This window comes from Allobranchiibius sp. GilTou38 (genome assembly GCF_017565325.1).
In the GTDB taxonomy this organism is placed as follows: Bacteria; Actinomycetota; Actinomycetes; order Actinomycetales; family Dermatophilaceae; genus Allobranchiibius; species Allobranchiibius huperziae.
Genome location: NZ_JAGEKN010000012.1, coordinates 13,203 through 30,738, shown reverse-complemented (window position 1 = coordinate 30,738; position 17,536 = coordinate 13,203). Strand labels below are relative to the sequence as shown.

At 68.3% G+C, this 17,536-nt stretch carries 17 protein-coding genes; 10 read left to right on the top strand and 7 right to left on the bottom strand.

The window, feature by feature from the left end; all coding sequences use genetic code 11:
* The 3 genes from efeU to JOB34_RS14940 form a co-directional block, all read right to left on the bottom strand.
* Nucleotides 1-1,575: an iron uptake transporter permease EfeU gene (gene efeU / locus JOB34_RS14950; RefSeq protein WP_208053441.1), complete on the bottom strand. Its 1,575-nt coding sequence runs from the start codon at nt 1,573-1,575 to the stop codon at nt 1-3.
* Nucleotides 1,576-1,794: 219 nt separating this feature from the next.
* Nucleotides 1,795-3,204, bottom strand: coding sequence for a dihydrolipoyl dehydrogenase (lpdA, locus tag JOB34_RS14945; RefSeq protein WP_208053440.1), 1,410 nt, complete (start codon nt 3,202-3,204; stop codon nt 1,795-1,797).
* Nucleotides 3,205-3,215: 11 nt separating this feature from the next.
* Nucleotides 3,216-4,196, bottom strand: coding sequence for a sugar-binding domain-containing protein (locus JOB34_RS14940; protein ID WP_208053439.1), 981 nt, complete (start codon nt 4,194-4,196; stop codon nt 3,216-3,218).
* 127 nt (nt 4,197-4,323) lie between these two features.
* Here JOB34_RS14940 and JOB34_RS14935 point away from each other — a divergent pair, with 127 nt between their 5' ends.
* The 5 genes from JOB34_RS14935 (at nt 4,324) to JOB34_RS14915 (ending at nt 10,482) form a co-directional block, all read left to right on the top strand.
* Nucleotides 4,324-5,691, top strand: coding sequence for a sugar ABC transporter substrate-binding protein (locus JOB34_RS14935; RefSeq protein ID WP_179480242.1), 1,368 nt, complete (start codon nt 4,324-4,326; stop codon nt 5,689-5,691).
* The gene (locus JOB34_RS14930; protein ID WP_208053438.1) at nt 5,691-6,662 is read left to right on the top strand and encodes a sugar ABC transporter permease; all 972 of its coding nucleotides are present in this window, start codon (nt 5,691-5,693) and stop codon (nt 6,660-6,662) included. Before JOB34_RS14935 ends, JOB34_RS14930 begins: the two co-directional genes overlap by 1 nt.
* Complete coding sequence (locus JOB34_RS14925; protein WP_179480246.1) at nt 6,662-7,507, top strand: carbohydrate ABC transporter permease; 846 nt, start codon at nt 6,662-6,664, stop codon at nt 7,505-7,507. The genes JOB34_RS14930 and JOB34_RS14925 overlap by 1 nt, the downstream gene beginning before the upstream one ends.
* 2 nt (nt 7,508-7,509) lie before the next feature.
* The gene (locus JOB34_RS14920; RefSeq protein ID WP_208053437.1) at nt 7,510-8,991 is read left to right on the top strand and encodes a mannitol dehydrogenase family protein; all 1,482 of its coding nucleotides are present in this window, start codon (nt 7,510-7,512) and stop codon (nt 8,989-8,991) included.
* An 84-nt stretch (nt 8,992-9,075) separates the two neighbouring features.
* Nucleotides 9,076-10,482, top strand: a complete 1,407-nt coding sequence (locus JOB34_RS14915; protein ID WP_208053436.1) for an FGGY family carbohydrate kinase — start codon at nt 9,076-9,078, stop codon at nt 10,480-10,482.
* 3 nt (nt 10,483-10,485) lie between these two features.
* Here the strand turns inward: JOB34_RS14915 and JOB34_RS14910 are convergent, their stop codons facing one another.
* From JOB34_RS14910 to JOB34_RS14900, 3 genes are all read right to left on the bottom strand, one after another.
* Nucleotides 10,486-10,857, bottom strand: coding sequence for a VOC family protein (locus JOB34_RS14910; protein ID WP_347813883.1), 372 nt, complete (start codon nt 10,855-10,857; stop codon nt 10,486-10,488).
* A 192-nt stretch (nt 10,858-11,049) separates the two neighbouring features.
* Complete coding sequence (locus JOB34_RS14905; RefSeq protein WP_208053435.1) at nt 11,050-12,624, bottom strand: catalase; 1,575 nt, start codon at nt 12,622-12,624, stop codon at nt 11,050-11,052.
* Between the two features lie 53 nt (nt 12,625-12,677).
* Complete coding sequence (locus tag JOB34_RS14900) at nt 12,678-13,169, bottom strand: Fur family transcriptional regulator (RefSeq protein ID WP_208053434.1); 492 nt, start codon at nt 13,167-13,169, stop codon at nt 12,678-12,680.
* 171 nt (nt 13,170-13,340) lie between these two features.
* Here JOB34_RS14900 and JOB34_RS14895 point away from each other — a divergent pair, with 171 nt between their 5' ends.
* Nucleotides 13,341-14,537, top strand: a complete 1,197-nt coding sequence (locus JOB34_RS14895; RefSeq protein ID WP_208053433.1) for an MFS transporter — start codon at nt 13,341-13,343, stop codon at nt 14,535-14,537.
* A gap of 13 nt (nt 14,538-14,550) precedes the next feature.
* Here JOB34_RS14895 and JOB34_RS14890 read toward each other — a convergent pair whose 3' ends face one another.
* Nucleotides 14,551-14,904 (bottom strand): TfoX/Sxy family protein, encoded by a 354-nt coding sequence (locus JOB34_RS14890; protein ID WP_208053432.1) that lies wholly within the window; start codon nt 14,902-14,904, stop codon nt 14,551-14,553.
* Between the two features lie 349 nt (nt 14,905-15,253).
* Between JOB34_RS14890 and infC the strand changes: the two genes are divergently transcribed.
* The 4 genes from infC (at nt 15,254) to JOB34_RS14870 (ending at nt 17,502) form a co-directional block, all read left to right on the top strand.
* Nucleotides 15,254-15,895: a translation initiation factor IF-3 gene (gene infC, locus JOB34_RS14885; RefSeq protein ID WP_208053431.1), complete on the top strand. Its 642-nt coding sequence runs from the start codon at nt 15,254-15,256 to the stop codon at nt 15,893-15,895.
* A gap of 94 nt (nt 15,896-15,989) precedes the next feature.
* Nucleotides 15,990-16,184 carry a 50S ribosomal protein L35 gene (gene rpmI / locus JOB34_RS14880; RefSeq protein WP_179480264.1) on the top strand — a complete coding sequence of 65 codons (195 nt, stop codon included), beginning with the start codon at nt 15,990-15,992 and terminating at the stop codon, nt 16,182-16,184.
* 60 nt (nt 16,185-16,244) lie between these two features.
* Complete coding sequence (gene rplT / locus JOB34_RS14875; RefSeq protein ID WP_179480266.1) at nt 16,245-16,637, top strand: 50S ribosomal protein L20; 393 nt, start codon at nt 16,245-16,247, stop codon at nt 16,635-16,637.
* 37 nt (nt 16,638-16,674) lie between these two features.
* The gene (locus JOB34_RS14870) at nt 16,675-17,502 is read left to right on the top strand and encodes an RNA methyltransferase (RefSeq protein WP_208053430.1); all 828 of its coding nucleotides are present in this window, start codon (nt 16,675-16,677) and stop codon (nt 17,500-17,502) included.
* Nucleotides 17,503-17,536: the final 34 nt, after the last annotated feature.

Below are 17,536 nucleotides of genomic sequence, written 5' to 3'. Positions count from 1 at the left end.
CTAACGGACATCGACGGAGCTCCTGGATCGGGGTGCGGTGGTGGTCGGGGTCTGGTCGGAGGATTCGAGGGGGTGCGGGCGTCGGCGCCACCAGGTGAGCAACACCAGCGCGGCGGCGACGACCAGAGCGAGGGGGAGGGTGCGCGACCAGAAGCGGGCTTCGGTGCTGCGAGCGTCGAGCGCGCGGATCGAGGAGGCGACCTTCGACGCGTACGCCGGTCGCACCGACCAGCTCTCCGAAGCGGTACCCGGGTCGTTCAGGGTCAGGGTGCGGCTGCCGGCGAGCCCGCCTCCGCGGAGGCTCAGCACCGTGCGCACGCTCTGCGTCGCATCGACCAGCACCCCGTTGCTGACCCACACGTCGCGCTCGCCGGCCCGGGTCCATTGCGCGGTGTACGGGCCGGGGCTCTGTGAGGCATTGACGCCGACCGGCATCCGGCCGCCGTTCAGGCTGAGCAACTGTGTCGACGTGAGGGAGGACGGTCGACCGGGAAGCGGCCCGGTGAGGGAGGACGTGTGCTGGGCGGTCGAGATGCCCTGGTGCTCGGACGGCCGGGACGCTCCGAGCGAGTACGTCGAGCGGGTGCCCGCGGTGGTCCGGACGAGCGTGTCGCCCGCCAGCCGGGCGGTGCCTGCCGAGCTGCCGTCGCTGGTCAGGGGCGCGCTACGCGACGCGTCGACGCCGGCTGCGGGGTAGGCCGTGGCGAGGACGGCCGCCGCCAGCACCAGCCCCGCGGCGGCACCGAGCCGGATACGGCCGGCTGCGACGGCACCGGCGCGGTGCTTCACGGGCCAGTAGACGCGCAGGGCCATCGGCACCAGGTAGGCGCACCACCCGAGGACCTCGATCAGGCGTGGCCCGGTCGGGATGCCCAGCACACCGGTGAGCAGCGCACCGCGCACCGATCCCGCCGGAGCCAGCCAGGTGAGATCGAGCGTGCGCTGCTGGCCGGCGTTCAGCCAACCTGCCTCGTGGGCGGTGCGCAGCGCGGTCACGACCAGGCCGGCGGCCACCAGGAGCAGGAACGCGCCGGTGAACTTGAAGAACTTCGCGAGATTGAGCCGGACGCCGCCGCGGTAGATGCCGATGCCGACCGCGACCGCAGCCAGGACGCCCAGCACGGCCCCCGTCGCCGCCAGCGCGGGGTTCGTGGACGCCTGGAACGTCGCGAGCAGGAAGACGGAGGTCTCGAAGCCCTCCTTGAGCACTGCGAGGAAGGCCATCACGGCCAGCGCGCGGCTGGAGCCAGACCCCAGGGCCTCGCGTGCCGAGCTCTCCAGCTCCTTCTTCAGACCGCGGGCGTGGGTCATCATCCACAGCACCATCCCCGTCACGAAGACCACGGCGACGGCGCCGATGACGGTCTCCATGCCCTCCTGGGCGGCCTGCGGCAGGCTGGACTCGACGACCTTGAGGACGATCCCGACCGCCGCGCTGAGCAGGAGGGCCAGGGTCACGCCGATCCACAGGGGGCGGAGCGATCGACCGTTCTGCCGCAGGAACGCCGCGATGATGCCGACGATCAACGCCGCTTCGAGGCCCTCACGCAGGCCGATCACGAATGTCGCGAGCACGTGGATGAACTTCCTTGAGGGGGCGTAGAGAGAAGGTGAGGCTTACCTTAGCTTGCCTGCACCGGGTATCTCGAATTGCCGCCCTATGAGGTGGCTCACGCCGCCGGTTGCGTTGTGCGGCCTGTGTTTCCAGCAAGCCCCTCGATGGGCGTCCGCACACCGACGTACGTCGAACGGCTAGGTGACCGAGACGGTCACTAGCCGTTCAGGCGTCCGGTGTCAGAGGTTGATCATGTGGCCGGCGAGGCCTTCGACGGCCTCCTTGACGGCCTCGCCCAGCGTCGGGTGGGCGAACACGTTCCGTGCGACCTCGTCGGCTGTCAGGTCCCACTTCTGGGCCAGCGTCAGCACGGGCAGCAGCTCGGTGACATCGGGGCCGATCAGGTGGGCGCCGATGATCTCGTTGTGCTCGGAGTCGGCGACGACCTTCACGAAGCCGACGGCCTCGCCGAGGCCCTGGGCCTTGCCGTTGGCGGAGTAGGGGAACTGGGCGACCTTGACGTCGTAGCCCTTGTCCTTCGCCTGCTCCTCCGTGTAGCCGAAGGAGGCGATCTGCGGCTGGCAGAACGTCGCCCGCGGGATCATGTCGTAGTCGATCTCGACCGTCTCGGCGCCGGCGATCGTCTCCGCGGCCACGACGCCCATGGCCTCGGCGGTGTGGGCGAGCATCAGCTTGCCGGTGACGTCGCCGATCGCGTAGACGCCGTCGAGGTTGGTGCGCCCGCGGCCGTCGATCGCGATGGCGCCGCGCTCGGTGAGCTCGACGCCGATCTCCTCCAGGCCGTAGCCCTGGGTGCGCGGCGCGAAGCCGATGGCCTGCAGCACCTTGTCGGTCTCGATGACCTGCGAGTCGCCGCCGGCGGCAGGGGAGACGGTGACCTTGACCTTCTGGTTCGGGTCGTCGGGGTCCTCGATGCTGTCGACCTTCGTCGACAGCATGACCTTCACACCGAGTTTCTTGTACTGCTTCAGCAGCTCCTTGGACACCGCCGCGTCCTCGGTGGGCACCATCCGGTCCAGGAACTCCACGATCGTCACGTCGACGCCGAAGTTGCTCATCACGTAGGCGAACTCGACACCGATGGCGCCGGACCCGGCGATCACGATCGAGTCGGGCAGCTCGGGGTCGAGGATCTGCTCCTCGTAGGTAACGACGCGCTTAGACAGTGCAGTGCCGGGGACGAGTCGGGTCGTCGCGCCCGTCGCGATGATGAGGTTGTCGCAGGTGACCTCCTGCGTGCCTCCGTCGTTCAGCTCCACCGACAGCGTCGTGCCGTCCTTGAGGGTGCCCCAGCCGTCGATCTCGGTGATCTTGTTCTTCTTCATCAGGAAGTGCACGCCCTTGACGATGCCCTCGGACACCTTGCGGCTGCGGGCGTGCGTCACGTCGTACGCCATGGTCGCGTCACCGGTGATGCCGAAGACGGCCTTCTCCTTGGTGATCACGTGGGCGAGCTCGGCGTTGCGCAGCAACGCCTTGGATGGGATGCACCCGACGTTGAGGCAGACACCGCCCCAGTACTTCTTCTCCACCACCGCGGTCTTCAGGCCCAGCTGGCTGGCGCGGATCGCCGCGACGTACCCACCGGGACCGGCACCGAGAACAACGACGTCAAAGTGATCAGCCACGACGGGGAACTTTAGTCCCCCCGCAGCAGGGCCTGTGCGAGCGGGACGTCCACCACCAGGGAGTTCAGCAGTCCGCCCCGGCACGCCGCCGCGACGGCTCCGGCGCGCTCGTCGCCCATGCAGACGCCGATCACATCCGGTATGCCGCGCAGCTGCTGCGCGCTCACCGTGATCAGTCGGCGCGCGAAGGACCCCGACAGCGGGTATCCGTCGACGTCGATGAACACTCCGCTCACCTCCCCGACGGCGCCGGCAACGCGCAGTTCGTCGATCTCGGCGGCCGTCGCAGCCGTGTACAGCGTCGAGAACTCGGGGTCGAAGGCGCCGACCCCGACCACGGCGACCGTGATGGCCGGCACGCGGGCCTGCGCCGCCAGGAACGCGGGGTCGCGCCGCAGGGAGACGGCCGCGGCGGCGTCGGAGGCCACGAACGGGGCGTGGAACCGGTAGGGCCGCCCCCTGCCGAGGGACGCCGCATCGCGCACCACATCGGCCGGCGCCGAGCTGTGGTCCGGTTCCCATCGCGCACCACTCAGCTGGACCACGTCCACCGGAGGCAGGCCGGAGAGGGCCGTCACGGTCGCCGACACCGACCGTGACCAGGGCAGGCCGAGGACGTCGTCAGGGGAGAGCAACGACTGCAACTGCTGTGCGGCCAATGCTCCGAGGCTGCCCCGCCGCTGGTCCACCGTCTCCTCCGGAGCGCTCTCCAGGACCGCGGTCATCTGCAGGTTGAAGGCCCGGGAAAGGTCCTGCGCCAAGTCGTCGCGGGTGGCGTACACCTCGTCGATGTGGATCCGAACGACGCCGGACGCGCGCGCGGACTGCAGGAGTCGCGCCACCTGGAAACGGGAGATGCCAAGTTCACGGCCGATCTCGATCTTGCTGGCGTCCTCGAGATAGAACCGCCGGGCGGCCTCGATCTGCAGGGCACGCACCGCCGAAGGGTGGGGCCTGACCGCCGGGTGACCGTCGTCGCTGCCGTCGCTCATCGATCCTCTTCCCCGTCGTTACCAAAACGCGACCTGGAGTGCTCGCCATCAAGATTGTGATCTGCGACACTACATGCATATGAGCGGAGAGCGCTCATATGAGCGCTCTCGAGGAGAATGAGTTCATATGCGATCCACACAACGAGTCGCCATCAGCGTTGCGGTCGTCGGGCTGGTCACGGCCGGACTGTCCTCCTGTTCCGCGAGTAGTGGAGGGTCGAGCGGAGGTAGCAAGACCCTCAACGTCCTGATGGTCAACAACCCCCAGATGGAAGCGTTGAAGAAGGTCACGCCTGAGTTCACGAAGGCGACCGGCATCAAGGTGAACTTCAAGGACCTGCCGGAGAACGACCTGCGGTCCACGGCAGCGACCGAGTTCGCTCAGCAGGCCGGTCAGTACGACCTGGCCACCCTGTCCAACTTCGAGATCCCCATCTACGCCAAGAAGGGGTGGGTCGCGGACCTGACGAAGGACACGACCGACGCCAAGTCGACGTGGAACGGCCAGAGCTTCGACCAGAGCGACATCCTGAAGCCGATGGCGGAGTCGCTGACGGTCAACAACAAGATCTACGGCGAACCGTTCTACGGCGAGTCCTCCTTCCTCATGTACCGCAAGGACCTCTTCAAGGCCGCCGGGCTGACCATGCCGGCCAATCCGACCTGGCAGCAGGTCGCCGGGTTCGCGGCGAAACTGAAGAAGGGCAGCACCGCCGGCATCTGCTTGCGCGGGGCGGTCGGCTGGGGTGAGGTCATGGCCCCGCTCACTACGGTGGTCAACACCTTCGGAGGCACCTGGTTCGACAAGGACTGGAACGCCCAGGTGAACACCGGGGGCTTCGCCAAGGCCACGAACTTCTACGTCGACCTGGTGAAGAAGTACGGCGAGCCGGGTGCGGCCCAGGCCGGCTTCACCGAGTGCGACAACGCGATGATCCAGGGTCAGGCCGCCATGTGGTACGACGCGACGTCGGCCGCCGGCACGCTCGTCAGCTCCAAGTACGGCTCGGACATCGGGTACGCGCCCGCACCCGTCGACCAGACGAAGAGCTCCGGATGGCTTTACACCTGGGCCTGGGGCGTGGAGTCGGCGTCCAAGAAGAAGGACGCGGCGTGGAAGTTCATCTCGTGGGCGAGTGGTAAGGACTACCTCAGCACCGTCGGTGGCCGCACCGGTACCGGGATGGGCTGGGCCAACGTCCCTGCCGGCGCTCGGACCTCGCTCTACAGCAACCCGAACTACCTGAAGGTCGCGAGCAGCTTCGCGCAGCCCACCCTGGCGGCCATCAACTCCGCCGACCCGAACAACACGGGCCGCACCAACCACCCGCCGGTTCCGGGGATCCAGTTCGTCGACGTGGCCGAGTTCACCGATTTCGGCCAGAAGGTGAGCCAAGAGATCTCGAATGCGATCGCCGGTAGCACGTCCGTCTCCAGCGCGCTGAACGCGAGTCAGTCGATCGCGCAGGACGGCGTGAAGGCGTACAAGAAGTAATGACTACCGCCAGTCTTGACCCCAGCGGCGCCGTGGCGGCCCCCACGGCGCCGCCGGGAGCGGACCCCGAGACCAAGCGTCGGGCACGCCGGGAGGGATGGAAGCGCCGTCTGCCGCTGATGCCGGCGTTCATCTTCGTCGTCATCATGACGCAGCTGCCGTTCCTCGCGACCATCTTCATCTCCTTCAGCAACTGGACCGCGTTCAGCGGTAACAAGGGGTTCGCGGGACTGGACAACTTCAAGACGGTCTTCCAGGACTCCGACGCCCGCTCGGCGGTGATCACCACCATCGAGCTGACCGTGCTCGTGGTGCTGATCAGCCTCGTGTTCGGCATCGGTATCGCGCTGCTGCTCGACCGGACGTTCAGGGGGCGCGGCGTCGTCCGGACGATGATGATCGCGCCGTTCCTGATCGTCCCGGAGGCGGCCGCACTGGTCTGGAAGCACGCGCTGTTCAACGTGCAGTCCGGTTTGTTCAACGGTCTGATCACGCAGTTCTACAACTGGTTCGGCCTGAAGAACCCGCCGCAACCGGACTGGATCACCAGCCACCCGTTGGGCACCATCGTCACGGCCCTGGTCTGGCAGTGGACGCCGTTCATGATGCTGATCATGCTTGCCGGGCTGCAGGGCCGACCGATGGACATCATCGAGGCGGCGCAGGTGGACGGCGCGAACACCTGGCAGATCTTCACCAAGATGACGTTGCCGCACATGCGGCGCTACATCGAGCTGGCAGGACTGCTCGGGGCGATCTACATCGTGCAGAACTTCGAGTACGTCTACACGATCACCTCGGGCGGTCAGAACACCGCCAACCTGCCCTACTACATCCAGCAGACCTTCTTCGCCGGGACGGGTGAGTACGGCGTCGCGTCGGCCGCCGGTGTCGTCGTGGTCATCGGCACCATCATCATCGCGACATTCGCGCTACGCACCGTGCTCTCGGTGCTCAAGGAGGAGAGCTGATGGCAGCTGCAGTCGTCAACCGGTCGGCGGGCCAGAACAAGCGCGCCGGCGGTCTGCTGAGCGCGGCCGCATGGGTGATCGCGGTGCTGTTCATCATCCCGATCCTCTGGATGGTGCTCACCGCCTTCCACCAGGAGAACGACGCTGCGAAGAACCCCCCGGCCTTCTTCGCGCCCCTGTCGACCTCCGGGTTCAGCGACTTCTGGGCTGCCAAGCCCATCCCGCCCATGCTGAACTCGTTGACGGCCTCCCTGGTGTCGACGCTGTTCGTGCTGTGTCTGGCGCTTCCGGCGGCGTACGCGCTGTCCATCAAACCGGTGCGTAAGTGGACCGATGTCATGTTCTTCTTCCTCTCCACGAAGTTCATGCCGATCGTGGCGGGGCTGCTGCCGCTCTACCTGGTGGCGAAGAACACCGGACTCCTCGGAAACGTGTGGTCGCTCGTTCTCATCTACACCTCGATGAACCTGCCGATCGCCGTCTGGATGCTGCGTTCGTTCCTCGCGGAGATGCCGATCGAGATCCTCGAGGCCTCCCAGGTGGACGGTGCGGGGTTCTTCACGCAGATGTACAAGATCGTCATCCCGTTGGTGATGCCGGGTCTGGCGTCGGCGGCGTTGATCTGCTTCATCTTCAGCTGGAACGAGCTCTTGCTCGCCAACACGCTCGGCGGCAACACGGCTCAGACGGCTCCGGTCTTCCTCACGGGCTTCGTGACCAGTCAGGGTCTGTTCCTGGCGAAGGTGTGCGCCGCGGCAGTCGCCATCTCCCTGCCTGTGCTGGCCGCAGGGTTCGCGGCCCAGGACAAGCTGGTCCAGGGATTGTCGCTCGGCGCAGTCAAGTGACGATGACCGTCGCTCTGTCGCAGTCCACGCTGGCTGAACTGGGTCCGGAGGTCGCCCGCCCGTCGTACGACCGGTCGAAGGTCACCCCGGGGATGGTCCATCTGGGGGTCGGCGGATTCCACCGGGCCCACCAGGCGATGTACACGGACGCGCTGATGAACGACGGCGCTGCCATGGATTTCGGCATCGTCGGGGTGGGCGTGCTGCCGCAGGACGAGCGCATCGTGGAGATCCTCAACGGGCAGGACGGGCTCTACACCCTGGTGCAGAAGCATCCGGACGGCAGTCTGGAGCCGCGGGTGATCGGCTCGCTCCTGCGGATGCTGCACGCACCGAGCGACCCCGACGGCGTGCTGTCGGCGATGACCGATCCGAGCACCCGGATCGTCTCCCTCACCATCACCGAGGGCGGCTATCTGGTCGACCAGGTGACGGGGGAGTTCGAGGCCGACCACCCCTCGATCCAGGGTGACCTGAAGGAGGGAGCCACTCCCTCGACGGCGTTCGGTTTCATCGTCGAGGCACTGCGTCGTCGCCGCGCGGCCGGCACACCGCCGTTCACCGTCATGTCCTGCGACAACCTGCCAGGGAACGGCGACACCGCGCACCACTCGATCGGTGCCTTCGCCCGGCTGAAGGACGCCGAGCTGGCCGACTGGATGGAAGAGCACGTGCCCTTCCCCAACTGCATGGTCGACCGCATCACCCCGGTCACCGCCCCTGAGGACATCGCGGCGCTGCAGGAGCGTTTCGGAGTGCGGGACGGCTGGCCGGTGGTCTGCGAACCCTTTACCCAGTGGGTGCTGGAGGACCGCTTCACCGACGGTCGACCCGCGTGGGAGAAGGTCGGCGTGCAGGTCGTGGACGACGTCGTCCCGTACGAGCTGATGAAGCTGCGGCTGCTCAACGCCAGCCACCAGGCGTTGTGCTACCTCGGTTACCTGTCCGGGTACCGCTACGCCCACGAGGTCGCCTCCGACCCGCTCTTCGCCGAGTTCCTGCTCGGGTACATCGAGTTCGAAGGGACGCCGACGCTGCCCGAGGTGCCCGGCGTGGACCTCGCGGCCTATCGCGAGGAGCTGGTGTCCCGCTTCGCCAACCCGGAGGTGCGCGACACGCTGGCACGGTTGTGCGCCGAGAGCTCGGACCGGATCCCGAAGTGGCTGGTGCCGGTGATCAAGGCCGACCTGGAGGCGGGACGCCGCGTCGACCGCTCCGCACTGGTCGTCGCCGCGTGGGCCCGCTACGCCGAGGGCACCGACGAGGAGGGCGAGCCGATCGACATCGTCGACCACCGCAAGGAGGCCGTGATGCGCGCCGCCGCCGACACCTCCGATCCGCTGGCGTTCGTCCGCGACAAAGCGCTCTTCGGCGACCTGGCCGAGCAGAAGGGATTCACCGAGCCCTACCTCGCGTCGCTGAAGTCGTTGCACGACAAGGGTGCCCGCCAGACACTGCAAGAGCTTGTCGATCGGGTCCGGTAGGCGTAGACAGGTGCAGCGTGCCGTCGACTCCGGTCCGGCACCTATCTGACGCCCGCCCTTCGCCCCACCGACCCAAGGACACCGATGCCCCGCACCCTCGTCGCCGGAGTCGACTCCTCGACCCAGTCCTGCAAGATCGTCGTCTGTGACGCCGACACCGGAGAGGTGGCCCGGGAGTCACGGGCAGCCCACCCCGACGGGACCGAGGTGTCCGCCGACCACTGGTGGACCGCATATGAGGAGGCCGCCTCCGACGGGATGCTCGAGGGCGTCTCCGCGCTGGCGGTCGGCGGTCAGCAGCACGGGATGGTCACGCTCGACGGTGACGACAAGCTGGTGCGGGATGCGTTGCTGTGGAACGACGTACGCTCCGCCGAGGCGGCCGCTGACCTCGTACGGGAGCTCGGAGGGCCGCAGGCGTGGGTCGACCGTGTCGACGTCGTCCCGCTCGCGGCGTTCACCGTGGCCAAGGTGCGCTGGCTGGCCGAGCACGAACCGGAGCATGCTGCGCGCACCGAGCGGGTCGTCCTGCCGCACGACTGGTTGACCGGCCGGATCCTGCAGTCCGGCAACGGTTTCGAGCGCTGGACCACCGATCGCGGTGACGCGTCGGGCACCGGGTACTGGTCGCCGGTCACCGGGACCTACCAGGACGAGCTGGTGCGGTTGGCCGCCGGGAAGGCGCTCGATCTGCCCGAGGTGCTCGCGCCCGACGCCGCCGCGGGTCGCACGGACTCCGGCATCCTCGTCGCGCCGGGAACCGGCGACAACATGGCCGCCGCACTGTCCCTGGGACTGGAGGCGGGCGATGCCGTGGTGTCGCTCGGGACCAGTGGGACGGTCTACGCCGCCCATGAGCGGCCCTCCGGCGATCCCACCGGCGCGGTCGCCGGATTCGCCGACGCGACAGGTGGCCACCTGCCGCTCATGTGCACGCTCAATGCCGCGCGGGTGCTCAGCGCCGCGGCGGCCATGCTCGGGACCGACCTTGCCGGTCTGGACCGGTTGGCCCTCGCCGCGTCGCCGGGCGCGGAGGGACTGGTCCTGTTGCCCTACCTCGACGGTGAACGCACGCCCAACCTCCCGGAGGCGACCGGCAGCCTCGGCGGTCTCACTCGCTCCAACGCGACCCCGGAGAATCTCGCGCGGGCCTGCGTGGAGGGGATGCTCGCCAATCTGGCCGCCGGCATCACCGACCTGCGCGCGGTCGGCGTGCCCGTCGAGCGCGCACTGCTCATCGGTGGTGCGGCGGCGTCGGCAGCGGTCCGGGCGATCGCGCCGATGGTGCTCGGCGTGCCGGTGAGCGTGCCCGACAGCGCGGAGTACGTCGCGCTCGGCGCAGCCCGGCAGGCCGCCTGGGTGCTTTCCGGGGGCGGAGACCTGCCGCCGTGGTCGGTGGACACGCATACGACGATCGACCTGCCGAGCGGGGACGACGGTGCGCGGATCCGGGACAGGTACGACGCGTTCCGGCACACCGTGCACGGCTGAGCCTCAGTCGAGGCAGAACTCGTTGCCCTCCGGGTCGCCCATGGTGATGAAGCCCGTCTCCATGGTGGCCGGGTCCGGCTCCACCCGGTGGAGCCGGACGGCGCCCAGAGCCTGCACCCGGGTCGCCTCGGCCTCCAGGGCGGTCATCCGGGCGTCGCCCTCCGCGCCCGGCGCGGCGCGCACGTCCAGGTGCACCCGGTTCTTCACCGCTTTGCTCTCTGGCACCCGTTGGGAGAAGATCCGTGGTCCGGACCCCTCCAGCGGCAGGATGGCCGACCGGGCATTGCGCTCCTGGGGTGGCACGCCGAACGCCTCCAGGGCCGCGTCCCAGGAGTCGAATCCCTGCGGCGGTGGCTGCAGCTGATATCCGAGCACGGCCGCCCAGAACCGTGCGAGCCGGTCCGGTCGGTGCAGTCGAACGTGATCTGGATGTCCGCCGTCATCCCGCCACGGTGACACCGCCCACCGACAGCCGCTCGTCGACGGCGCGGGGCCCGCCAACGCGAAGGGCGTACGCCGACCGGTGCGGTCGGCGTACGCCCTCAGCGATGCGTCAGGTCACCCAGGTCAGTGGGCAGCCTGGGTGCGCTTCTCCACGATCAGGTCGACGTTCGCCTTGGCGTCGTCGTCCTCACCGCCGGGGTTCTCCCCGCCGACCTCGGCACGGACCTGCTCCTCGATCTTGGCGCCGGTCGTCGGGTCGACGTTGTTCCAGTACTGGAAGGCGCGCTCGAGGACCTCGCCCTTGACGCCGCCGAGCAGGTGGCCCGCCACGGTGTCGACGAACCGGTCACGCTGGTCCTGGGTCCACACGTTGCGGACCAGGTCACCGGCCTGGCTGAAGTCGTCGTCGTCGGCGCGCAGGGTGTAGGCCTGGCGCACCATCTCGCCGTCGGACTCCCAGCTCTCCTCGACCTCGCCGACGTTGTCGGCGTAGCCGCGACCGAAGCTGTTCGGCGCGTAGACCGGGTCGTCACCGGTGTGCTCGAAGGCCATCGGGCCGTCGAACGCATAGGTGTTGTGGTCCTGCACCCGCGGCCGGTTGACCGGCAACTGCAGGTAGTTCGGGCCGATCCGGTAGCGGTGCGTGTCGCTGTAGGCGAAGGTGCGCCCCAGCAGCATCTTGTCGGGGGAGAAGCCGATGCCCGGCACGGTCGCGGACGGCTCGAACGCCGCCTGCTCGATCTGGGCGAAGAAGTTCTCCGGGTTGCGGTTCAAGGTCATCGTGCCGACCTTGACCAGCGGGTAGTCGCTGTGCGGCCACACCTTCGTGAGGTCGAAGGGGTTGAGGTGATAGGTCTTGGCGTCCTCGTACGGCATGAGCTGCACCGACAGATCCCAGCTCGGGAAGTCGCCGCCCTCGATGGCCTCGTGCAGGTCGCGGCGGTGGAAGTCCGCGTCCTCGCCGGCGATCCGGGTCGCGGCCTCGCCGGTCAGACCCTCGACACCCTGGTTGCTGTGGAAGTGGTACTTCACCCAGTGCTTCTCACCGGCTTCGTTGATCCACATGAAGGTGTGGCTGCCGTAGCCGTTCATGTGCCGCCAGGTGTGCGGGATCCCGCGGTCGCCCATCAGGTAGGTCACCTGGTGCGCCGACTCGGGGTTGAGGCTCCAGAAGTCCCACTGCATGTTGTTGTCGCGCAGGCCGGTGCCGCCGCGACGCTTCTGGCTGCGGATGAAGTGCGGGAACTTCATCGTGTCGCGGATGAAGAACACCGGGGTGTTGTTGCCGACCAGGTCGTAGTTGCCCTCGGTCGTGTAGAACTTCAGCGAGAAACCGCGCGGGTCGCGCCACGTGTCGGGCGAGCCCTGCTCACCGGCGACGGTGGAGAAACGCGCCAGCATGTCGGTCGTGGTGCCCTTCTGGAAGAGGGCCGCCTTGGTGTACGCCGAGACGTCCTCGGTCGCCTCGAACACACCGAACGCACCCGACCCCTTGGCGTGCACGTTGCGCTCCGGCACGCGCTCGCGGTTGAAGTGCGCCATCTGCTCGATGAAGTGGGTGTCGTGCAGGAAGATCGGACCGTCCGGCCCGTTGGTGAGGGAGTTGCGGTCGCTCGGCGCGGGGGCGCCGGTCGAGGTACGCGAACCCAGGTGCGCCTCCTTGGACGGAGCGGTCTGGATCGATTCGTTGCCGGTCATCTGGCTCTCACTTTCCTTCTTCGGTGGTCGGTCTTCGATGGGGGTCTGGGGGATCAGGGGACCTGCGAGCCCGGGGTGCCGGGGTGCCGCGACGATCGCGGGTCACTGGATTCGTCGTTACCCGGAAGGTCGTCGCGGCACTCGGAGCAGTGGCCCCAGTAGATGACCTCGGCCTCGTCGATCGTGAACCCGTCGGGGTTGCTCGCTTCCAGGCACGGTGCGGGCCCGACGGCGCAGTCGACGTCGCCGACGGCACCGCACGAGCGGCACACGACGTGGTGGTGGTTGTCCCCGGTGCGCGTCTCGTAGCGGGCCGGGTGACCGGCAGGCTCGATGCGACGTACGAGGCCGGCGGCGGTCAGAGCGCGCAGCACGTCGTAGACCGCCTGCACCGAGACCGACCCCAGGCGCTCGCGCACGGCGATGACCAGGTCGTCGGCGTCGGCGTGCGGCCGAGACGAGAGCTCCTCCAGGACCGCGACGCGAGGCGCGGTGACCCGCAGCTGCGCCGCGCGCAGCTTCTTGGGGGTCTCGGACGGGTGCATCGTGACCTACACCACCACACCAGTCTGGAACCGTTCAAGACAGGGTCGGCTTACCTCGTGGTCCTCTCGGGTACGTCGGCTGGGCCGCGGGGCCCGCCGATCAGGCGGGTGGCGACCAACATCACACAACAAGAGTTGGCGTCAAGAATTTCGATATGGAAGTATTGACGCATGTCCATCACGCCGTACCGACGCGTCCTCGCCGTCCGCGACGCACGTCGCGTGCTGCTGCTCGGGTTCCTGCTCCGCCTGCCGATCTTCTCGGCCGGGGTCATCCTCACGCTGCACGTCGTCAATCACCTGCACCGCACCTACACCGAAGCCGGCCTGGTGGCCGCCGCCGGCACCATCGCCATTGCGGTCTCGGGCCCATGGCGTGGCCGGCTGCTCGACCGTCTCGGCCTGCGCCGGGTGGTCGCCCCCTCCATCGCGGTGAACGCCGTGTGCTGGTCCATCGCGCCGTTCGTCGGCTACTGGGCGCTGCTGGTGCTCTCCGTGGTCGCGGGGCTGTTCGTGGTGCCGACCTTCTCGGTGATCCGTCAAGGCGTCATCGCCGCAGTGACCGAGGTCGACCGGCGCACCGCGCTCTCGCTGGACGGGATCGTCGTCGAGCTGGCCTTCATGACCGGGCCTCTGCTGGTGGTCTGGCTCGCGACGGTCGTCTCGACTGTCTGGGTGCTGTTCGGCATCGAGATGGTCGGGGTCGTCGTGGGCGTACTGCTCTGGTGGTCCAACCCGCCGTTGCGCGACACGTCCGACGAGTCGGCTGTCGCCGTTCCGGCCCGACGCGTCGAGTGGTTCCGGTTGAAGTTCGTGCTGTTCTGCTCTGCTGCCGCCGCCTCCACCATCGTGCTCACGGGCAGCGACGTGTCGTTCGTCGCGGCGATGCAGCACTGGTCGGCCACCGCGTCGCTGGGCCTCGTCCTCGTGGTGTGGAGCGTGGGCTCCGTCCTGGGCGGACTCGTGTACGGCGCGATCTCCCGGCCGCTCCCACCGTCGATGCTGCTCCTCGGGCTCGCCGTGACGACCGCCCCGATGGCGCTGGCGACCTCCCCGTGGATGCTGGCGGGCCTGTCGCTCCTCGCCGGCATCTTCTGCGCACCGACGATCACGTCGACGGTCGACGCGATCTCCCGGGCCGTACCACCATCGGCACGCGGCGAGGCCATGGGCTGGCACGGTTCGTCGATGACCGCCGGCGCCGCGTTCGGTGCGCCCATCGGTGGGATCGCGATCGACCACTTCGGCTTCGGCGGCGGCTTCGTCTCCGTCTCGATCCTCGGGGTGCTCATCGCCCTGCTGGCTGCTGCCGGTGCGCGACCGCGCTCCGGGCGCAAGGTCGAGGTCACGCACCAGCTCGCTGCCTGAGCCGGCGGTCGGCTCAGCCGCCGGGCTCGGTGCCGTCGCGCGGCGGCAGGCTGGCGGCGTACGTCATTCCCTCATCGACCCACCGGTGCAATGCCTCGTCGTCGGCGATCGCTTCGGGGGACACGTCGAGCCAACCGTCCAGCGCCCGGCCCCGCATCACGAAGCGTTCGACCCGCGGCGGGTCGAGCCGCTGCGCCGTGTGCTCCGGTGCCACCCGGACCATCAGGGCGCCCCGGCTGCCCGCAGCGACCGCGAGGTGGCCGTCGACGAGGAACGCGAGCCCACCGAACATGGCCTTCTCGGACAGTCCGTAGCTGCCCTCCACCAGGACGCGGATGCGCTGCGCGAGTTCCCTGTCGTACGGCATGAGGTGATTATCGAGCTGTGGTCCGGTCCTCGCACCGCGTTCGATGGAGCCGATGGCGCCGAATTGGTGGGAATGGCAGGGCGGCTGTTACCGTTACGCGTACCGATCGGCGTTATGTCCGGGCAGCTGCCCGGGTCATCATCGCCGGTGTGCAAGAGAAGCAAACGCTTCCACCCTGTGCGGCAGGCATGCCGCGGGGTTCCGGTCCAGGTACGACGATCCTCTCGATCGTTCGTCGGTGCATCGTCACCGGCGACGAATCGATCGGACGTCGGCGTCGGTCATCGACCGATCCGCCTGAACTACAGCGTGGGCTCCTCGTGCACCGTGGGTGACGAGGAGCCTTTCTTTGTCTCCACGCAGCTTCGAAGGAGCAGCGGAAGAAGGAGCAGACATCAGCGCTGAACCACGTATCAACGACCGAATCCGGGTACCTGAGGTCCGGTTGGTCGGACCCAACGGCGAACAGGTCGGCATCGTGCGCGTCGAGGACGCGCTGCGACTGGCCGGCGAAGCAGACCTCGACCTCGTCGAGGTCGCGCCGATGGCCAAGCCGCCGGTCGCCAAGCTCATGGACTACGGCAAGTTCAAGTACGAGGCCGCCGTCAAGGCCCGTGAGGCCCGCAAGAACCAGGTCAACACGGTCATCAAGGAGATCAAACTCCGCCTGAAGATCGACCCGCACGACTATGGCACCAAGAAGGGCCACGTCGAGCGCTTCCTGAACGCGGGCGACAAGGTCAAGGTCACGATCATGTTCCGCGGTCGCGAGCAGTCCCGCCCCGAGATGGGCTTCAAGCTGCTGCAGCGACTCGCCGAGGACGTGTCCGAGATCGGGTTCGTCGAGAGTTCGCCGAAGCAGGACGGTCGCAACATGGTCATGGTGATCGGGCCGGTCAAGAAGAAGGCCGAGGCCCGCGCCGAGGGACGTCGTAAGCGGGAGGCCGAAGCGGCCGACCAGCCCGAGACGGAGCTCGCGACCACCGAGTGACCGGCCCGCCTCGCAGCGGGCCCAGAGATTTGCACGCCACACCGGGACCTCCCGCGCGTTCTGCGCGGCCCGGCGACACGAAGGAGACCGGCAGATGCCGAAGATGAAGACCCACAGCGGGGCCAAGAAGCGCTTCCGCACCACCGGGACCGGCAAGGTGATGCGCCAGCGCGCGCGTCACGTGCACAAGTTCCAGGAGCGCAGCTCCAGCAACGCCCGCCGACTGGTGAACGACGTCGTCGTTGCACCCGCCGACACCCGCAGGATCAAGCGCCTGCTCGGTAAGTAAGCACTGCCCATCTCGCATCACCGGTGCATGCGCCGGTAGCACTAATCGAAGGAGATTCACGTGGCACGCGTGAAGCGGGCAGTCAACGCCCACAAGAAGCGTCGCGTCGTCCTGGAACAGGCGAGCGGCTACCGCGGTCAGCGTTCGCGCCTGTACCGCAAGGCCAAGGAGCAGGTAACCCACAGTATGGGTTACTCCTACCGGGACCGCCGGGCCCGCAAGGGTGACTTCCGTCGCCTGTGGATCCAGCGCATCAACGCCGGCGCCCGCGCCAACGGGATGACCTACAACCGGTTCATCCAGGGCCTGAAGGCCGCCGAGATCGAGGTCGACCGCCGCATGCTGGCCGAGCTGGCCGTCAACGACGCCCCGGCTTTCGCGGCCCTCGTCGAGATCGCCAAGGCCAATGTGCCGGCGACCGAGGAGAAGTCCGACGCCACCAGCGCCGCCTGAACGACATCACCACCCTCGAACGCCGGCCGAGCCTGCCGTGCTGACCAACCCCCGCGCGACGCGGGTGAAGGCAGTGCGAGCGCTCGGCCGGCGTTCGGCGCGTGAGCGGGCCCACCGGTTCGTCGCGGACGGGCCGCAGTCCGTCCGCGAGGTGCTGCGGTTCGCTCCCGCCACCGCCGTGGAGGTGTTCGTCGACGCCGAGACGGCGCAGCGTCACGCCGACCTCCTCGAGCAGGCACGCGCCGCCGACGTACCTGTGCACGACTGCACCGCGCAGGTGCTGGCAGAACTGGCCGACACTCAGCACCCGCAAGGCATCCTGGCCGTCTGTCGGCCGGTCGACGTACCGCTGGACGACGCGCTGGACGCGGTCGTGGAGCCGACCGCAGGCTTCGTGGTCGTGCTCGCCCAAGTGCGCGATCCGGGCAACGCCGGCACCGTGCTGCGAGGCGCGGACGCCGCCGGTGCTCGCGCGGTGATCGTCACCGATTCCAGCGTCGACCTCTACAACCCGAAGGTCGTGCGCTCGACCGCCGGATCCCTCTGGCACCTGCCGGTGGTCGTCGGCGCGTCCCTGGAGTCGGTCATCGACGGCTGCCGGCGGCGCGGGATCGCCGTGCTCGCGGCGGACGGTGCCGGTGAGGTGCTGCTACCGGACGCCGACCTGCACGGACCGCACGCCTGGGTGATGGGAAACGAGGCGTGGGGGTTGCCGCACGAGGTACGCGATCGATGCGACGAGGTCGTCCGGGTGCCGATCCACGGTCACGCCGAATCCCTCAATCTCGCGATGGCCGCGACCATCTGCCTCTACGCCAGCGCTGCGGCGCAAACACCCGTGAAGAGCACCGCTTCCCGTCGATAGACTCCGCCAGTCCTCCCAACGTTCAACGAAGGCA

Bases quoted from the DNA above. Each gene is read 5' to 3' on its own strand.
- JOB34_RS14930 (WP_208053438.1), top strand. From the start codon at position 5,691: ATGACTACCGCCAGTCTTGACCCCAGCGGCGCCGTGGCGGCCCCCACG.
- JOB34_RS14920 (WP_208053437.1), top strand. From the start codon at position 7,510: ATGACCGTCGCTCTGTCGCAGTCCACGCTGGCTGAACTGGGTCCGGAG.
- JOB34_RS14915 (WP_208053436.1), top strand. From the start codon at position 9,076: ATGCCCCGCACCCTCGTCGCCGGAGTCGACTCCTCGACCCAGTCCTGC.
- JOB34_RS14935 (WP_179480242.1), top strand. From the start codon at position 4,324: ATGCGATCCACACAACGAGTCGCCATCAGCGTTGCGGTCGTCGGGCTG.
- JOB34_RS14890 (WP_208053432.1), bottom strand. From the start codon at position 14,904: ATGCCGTACGACAGGGAACTCGCGCAGCGCATCCGCGTCCTGGTGGAG.
- JOB34_RS14940 (WP_208053439.1), bottom strand. From the start codon at position 4,196: ATGAGCGACGGCAGCGACGACGGTCACCCGGCGGTCAGGCCCCACCCT.
- rpmI (WP_179480264.1), top strand. From the start codon at position 15,990: ATGCCGAAGATGAAGACCCACAGCGGGGCCAAGAAGCGCTTCCGCACC.
- JOB34_RS14900 (WP_208053434.1), bottom strand. From the start codon at position 13,169: ATGCACCCGTCCGAGACCCCCAAGAAGCTGCGCGCGGCGCAGCTGCGG.
- JOB34_RS14895 (WP_208053433.1), top strand. From the start codon at position 13,341: ATGTCCATCACGCCGTACCGACGCGTCCTCGCCGTCCGCGACGCACGT.
- JOB34_RS14925 (WP_179480246.1), top strand. From the start codon at position 6,662: ATGGCAGCTGCAGTCGTCAACCGGTCGGCGGGCCAGAACAAGCGCGCC.
- JOB34_RS14905 (WP_208053435.1), bottom strand. From the start codon at position 12,624: ATGACCGGCAACGAATCGATCCAGACCGCTCCGTCCAAGGAGGCGCAC.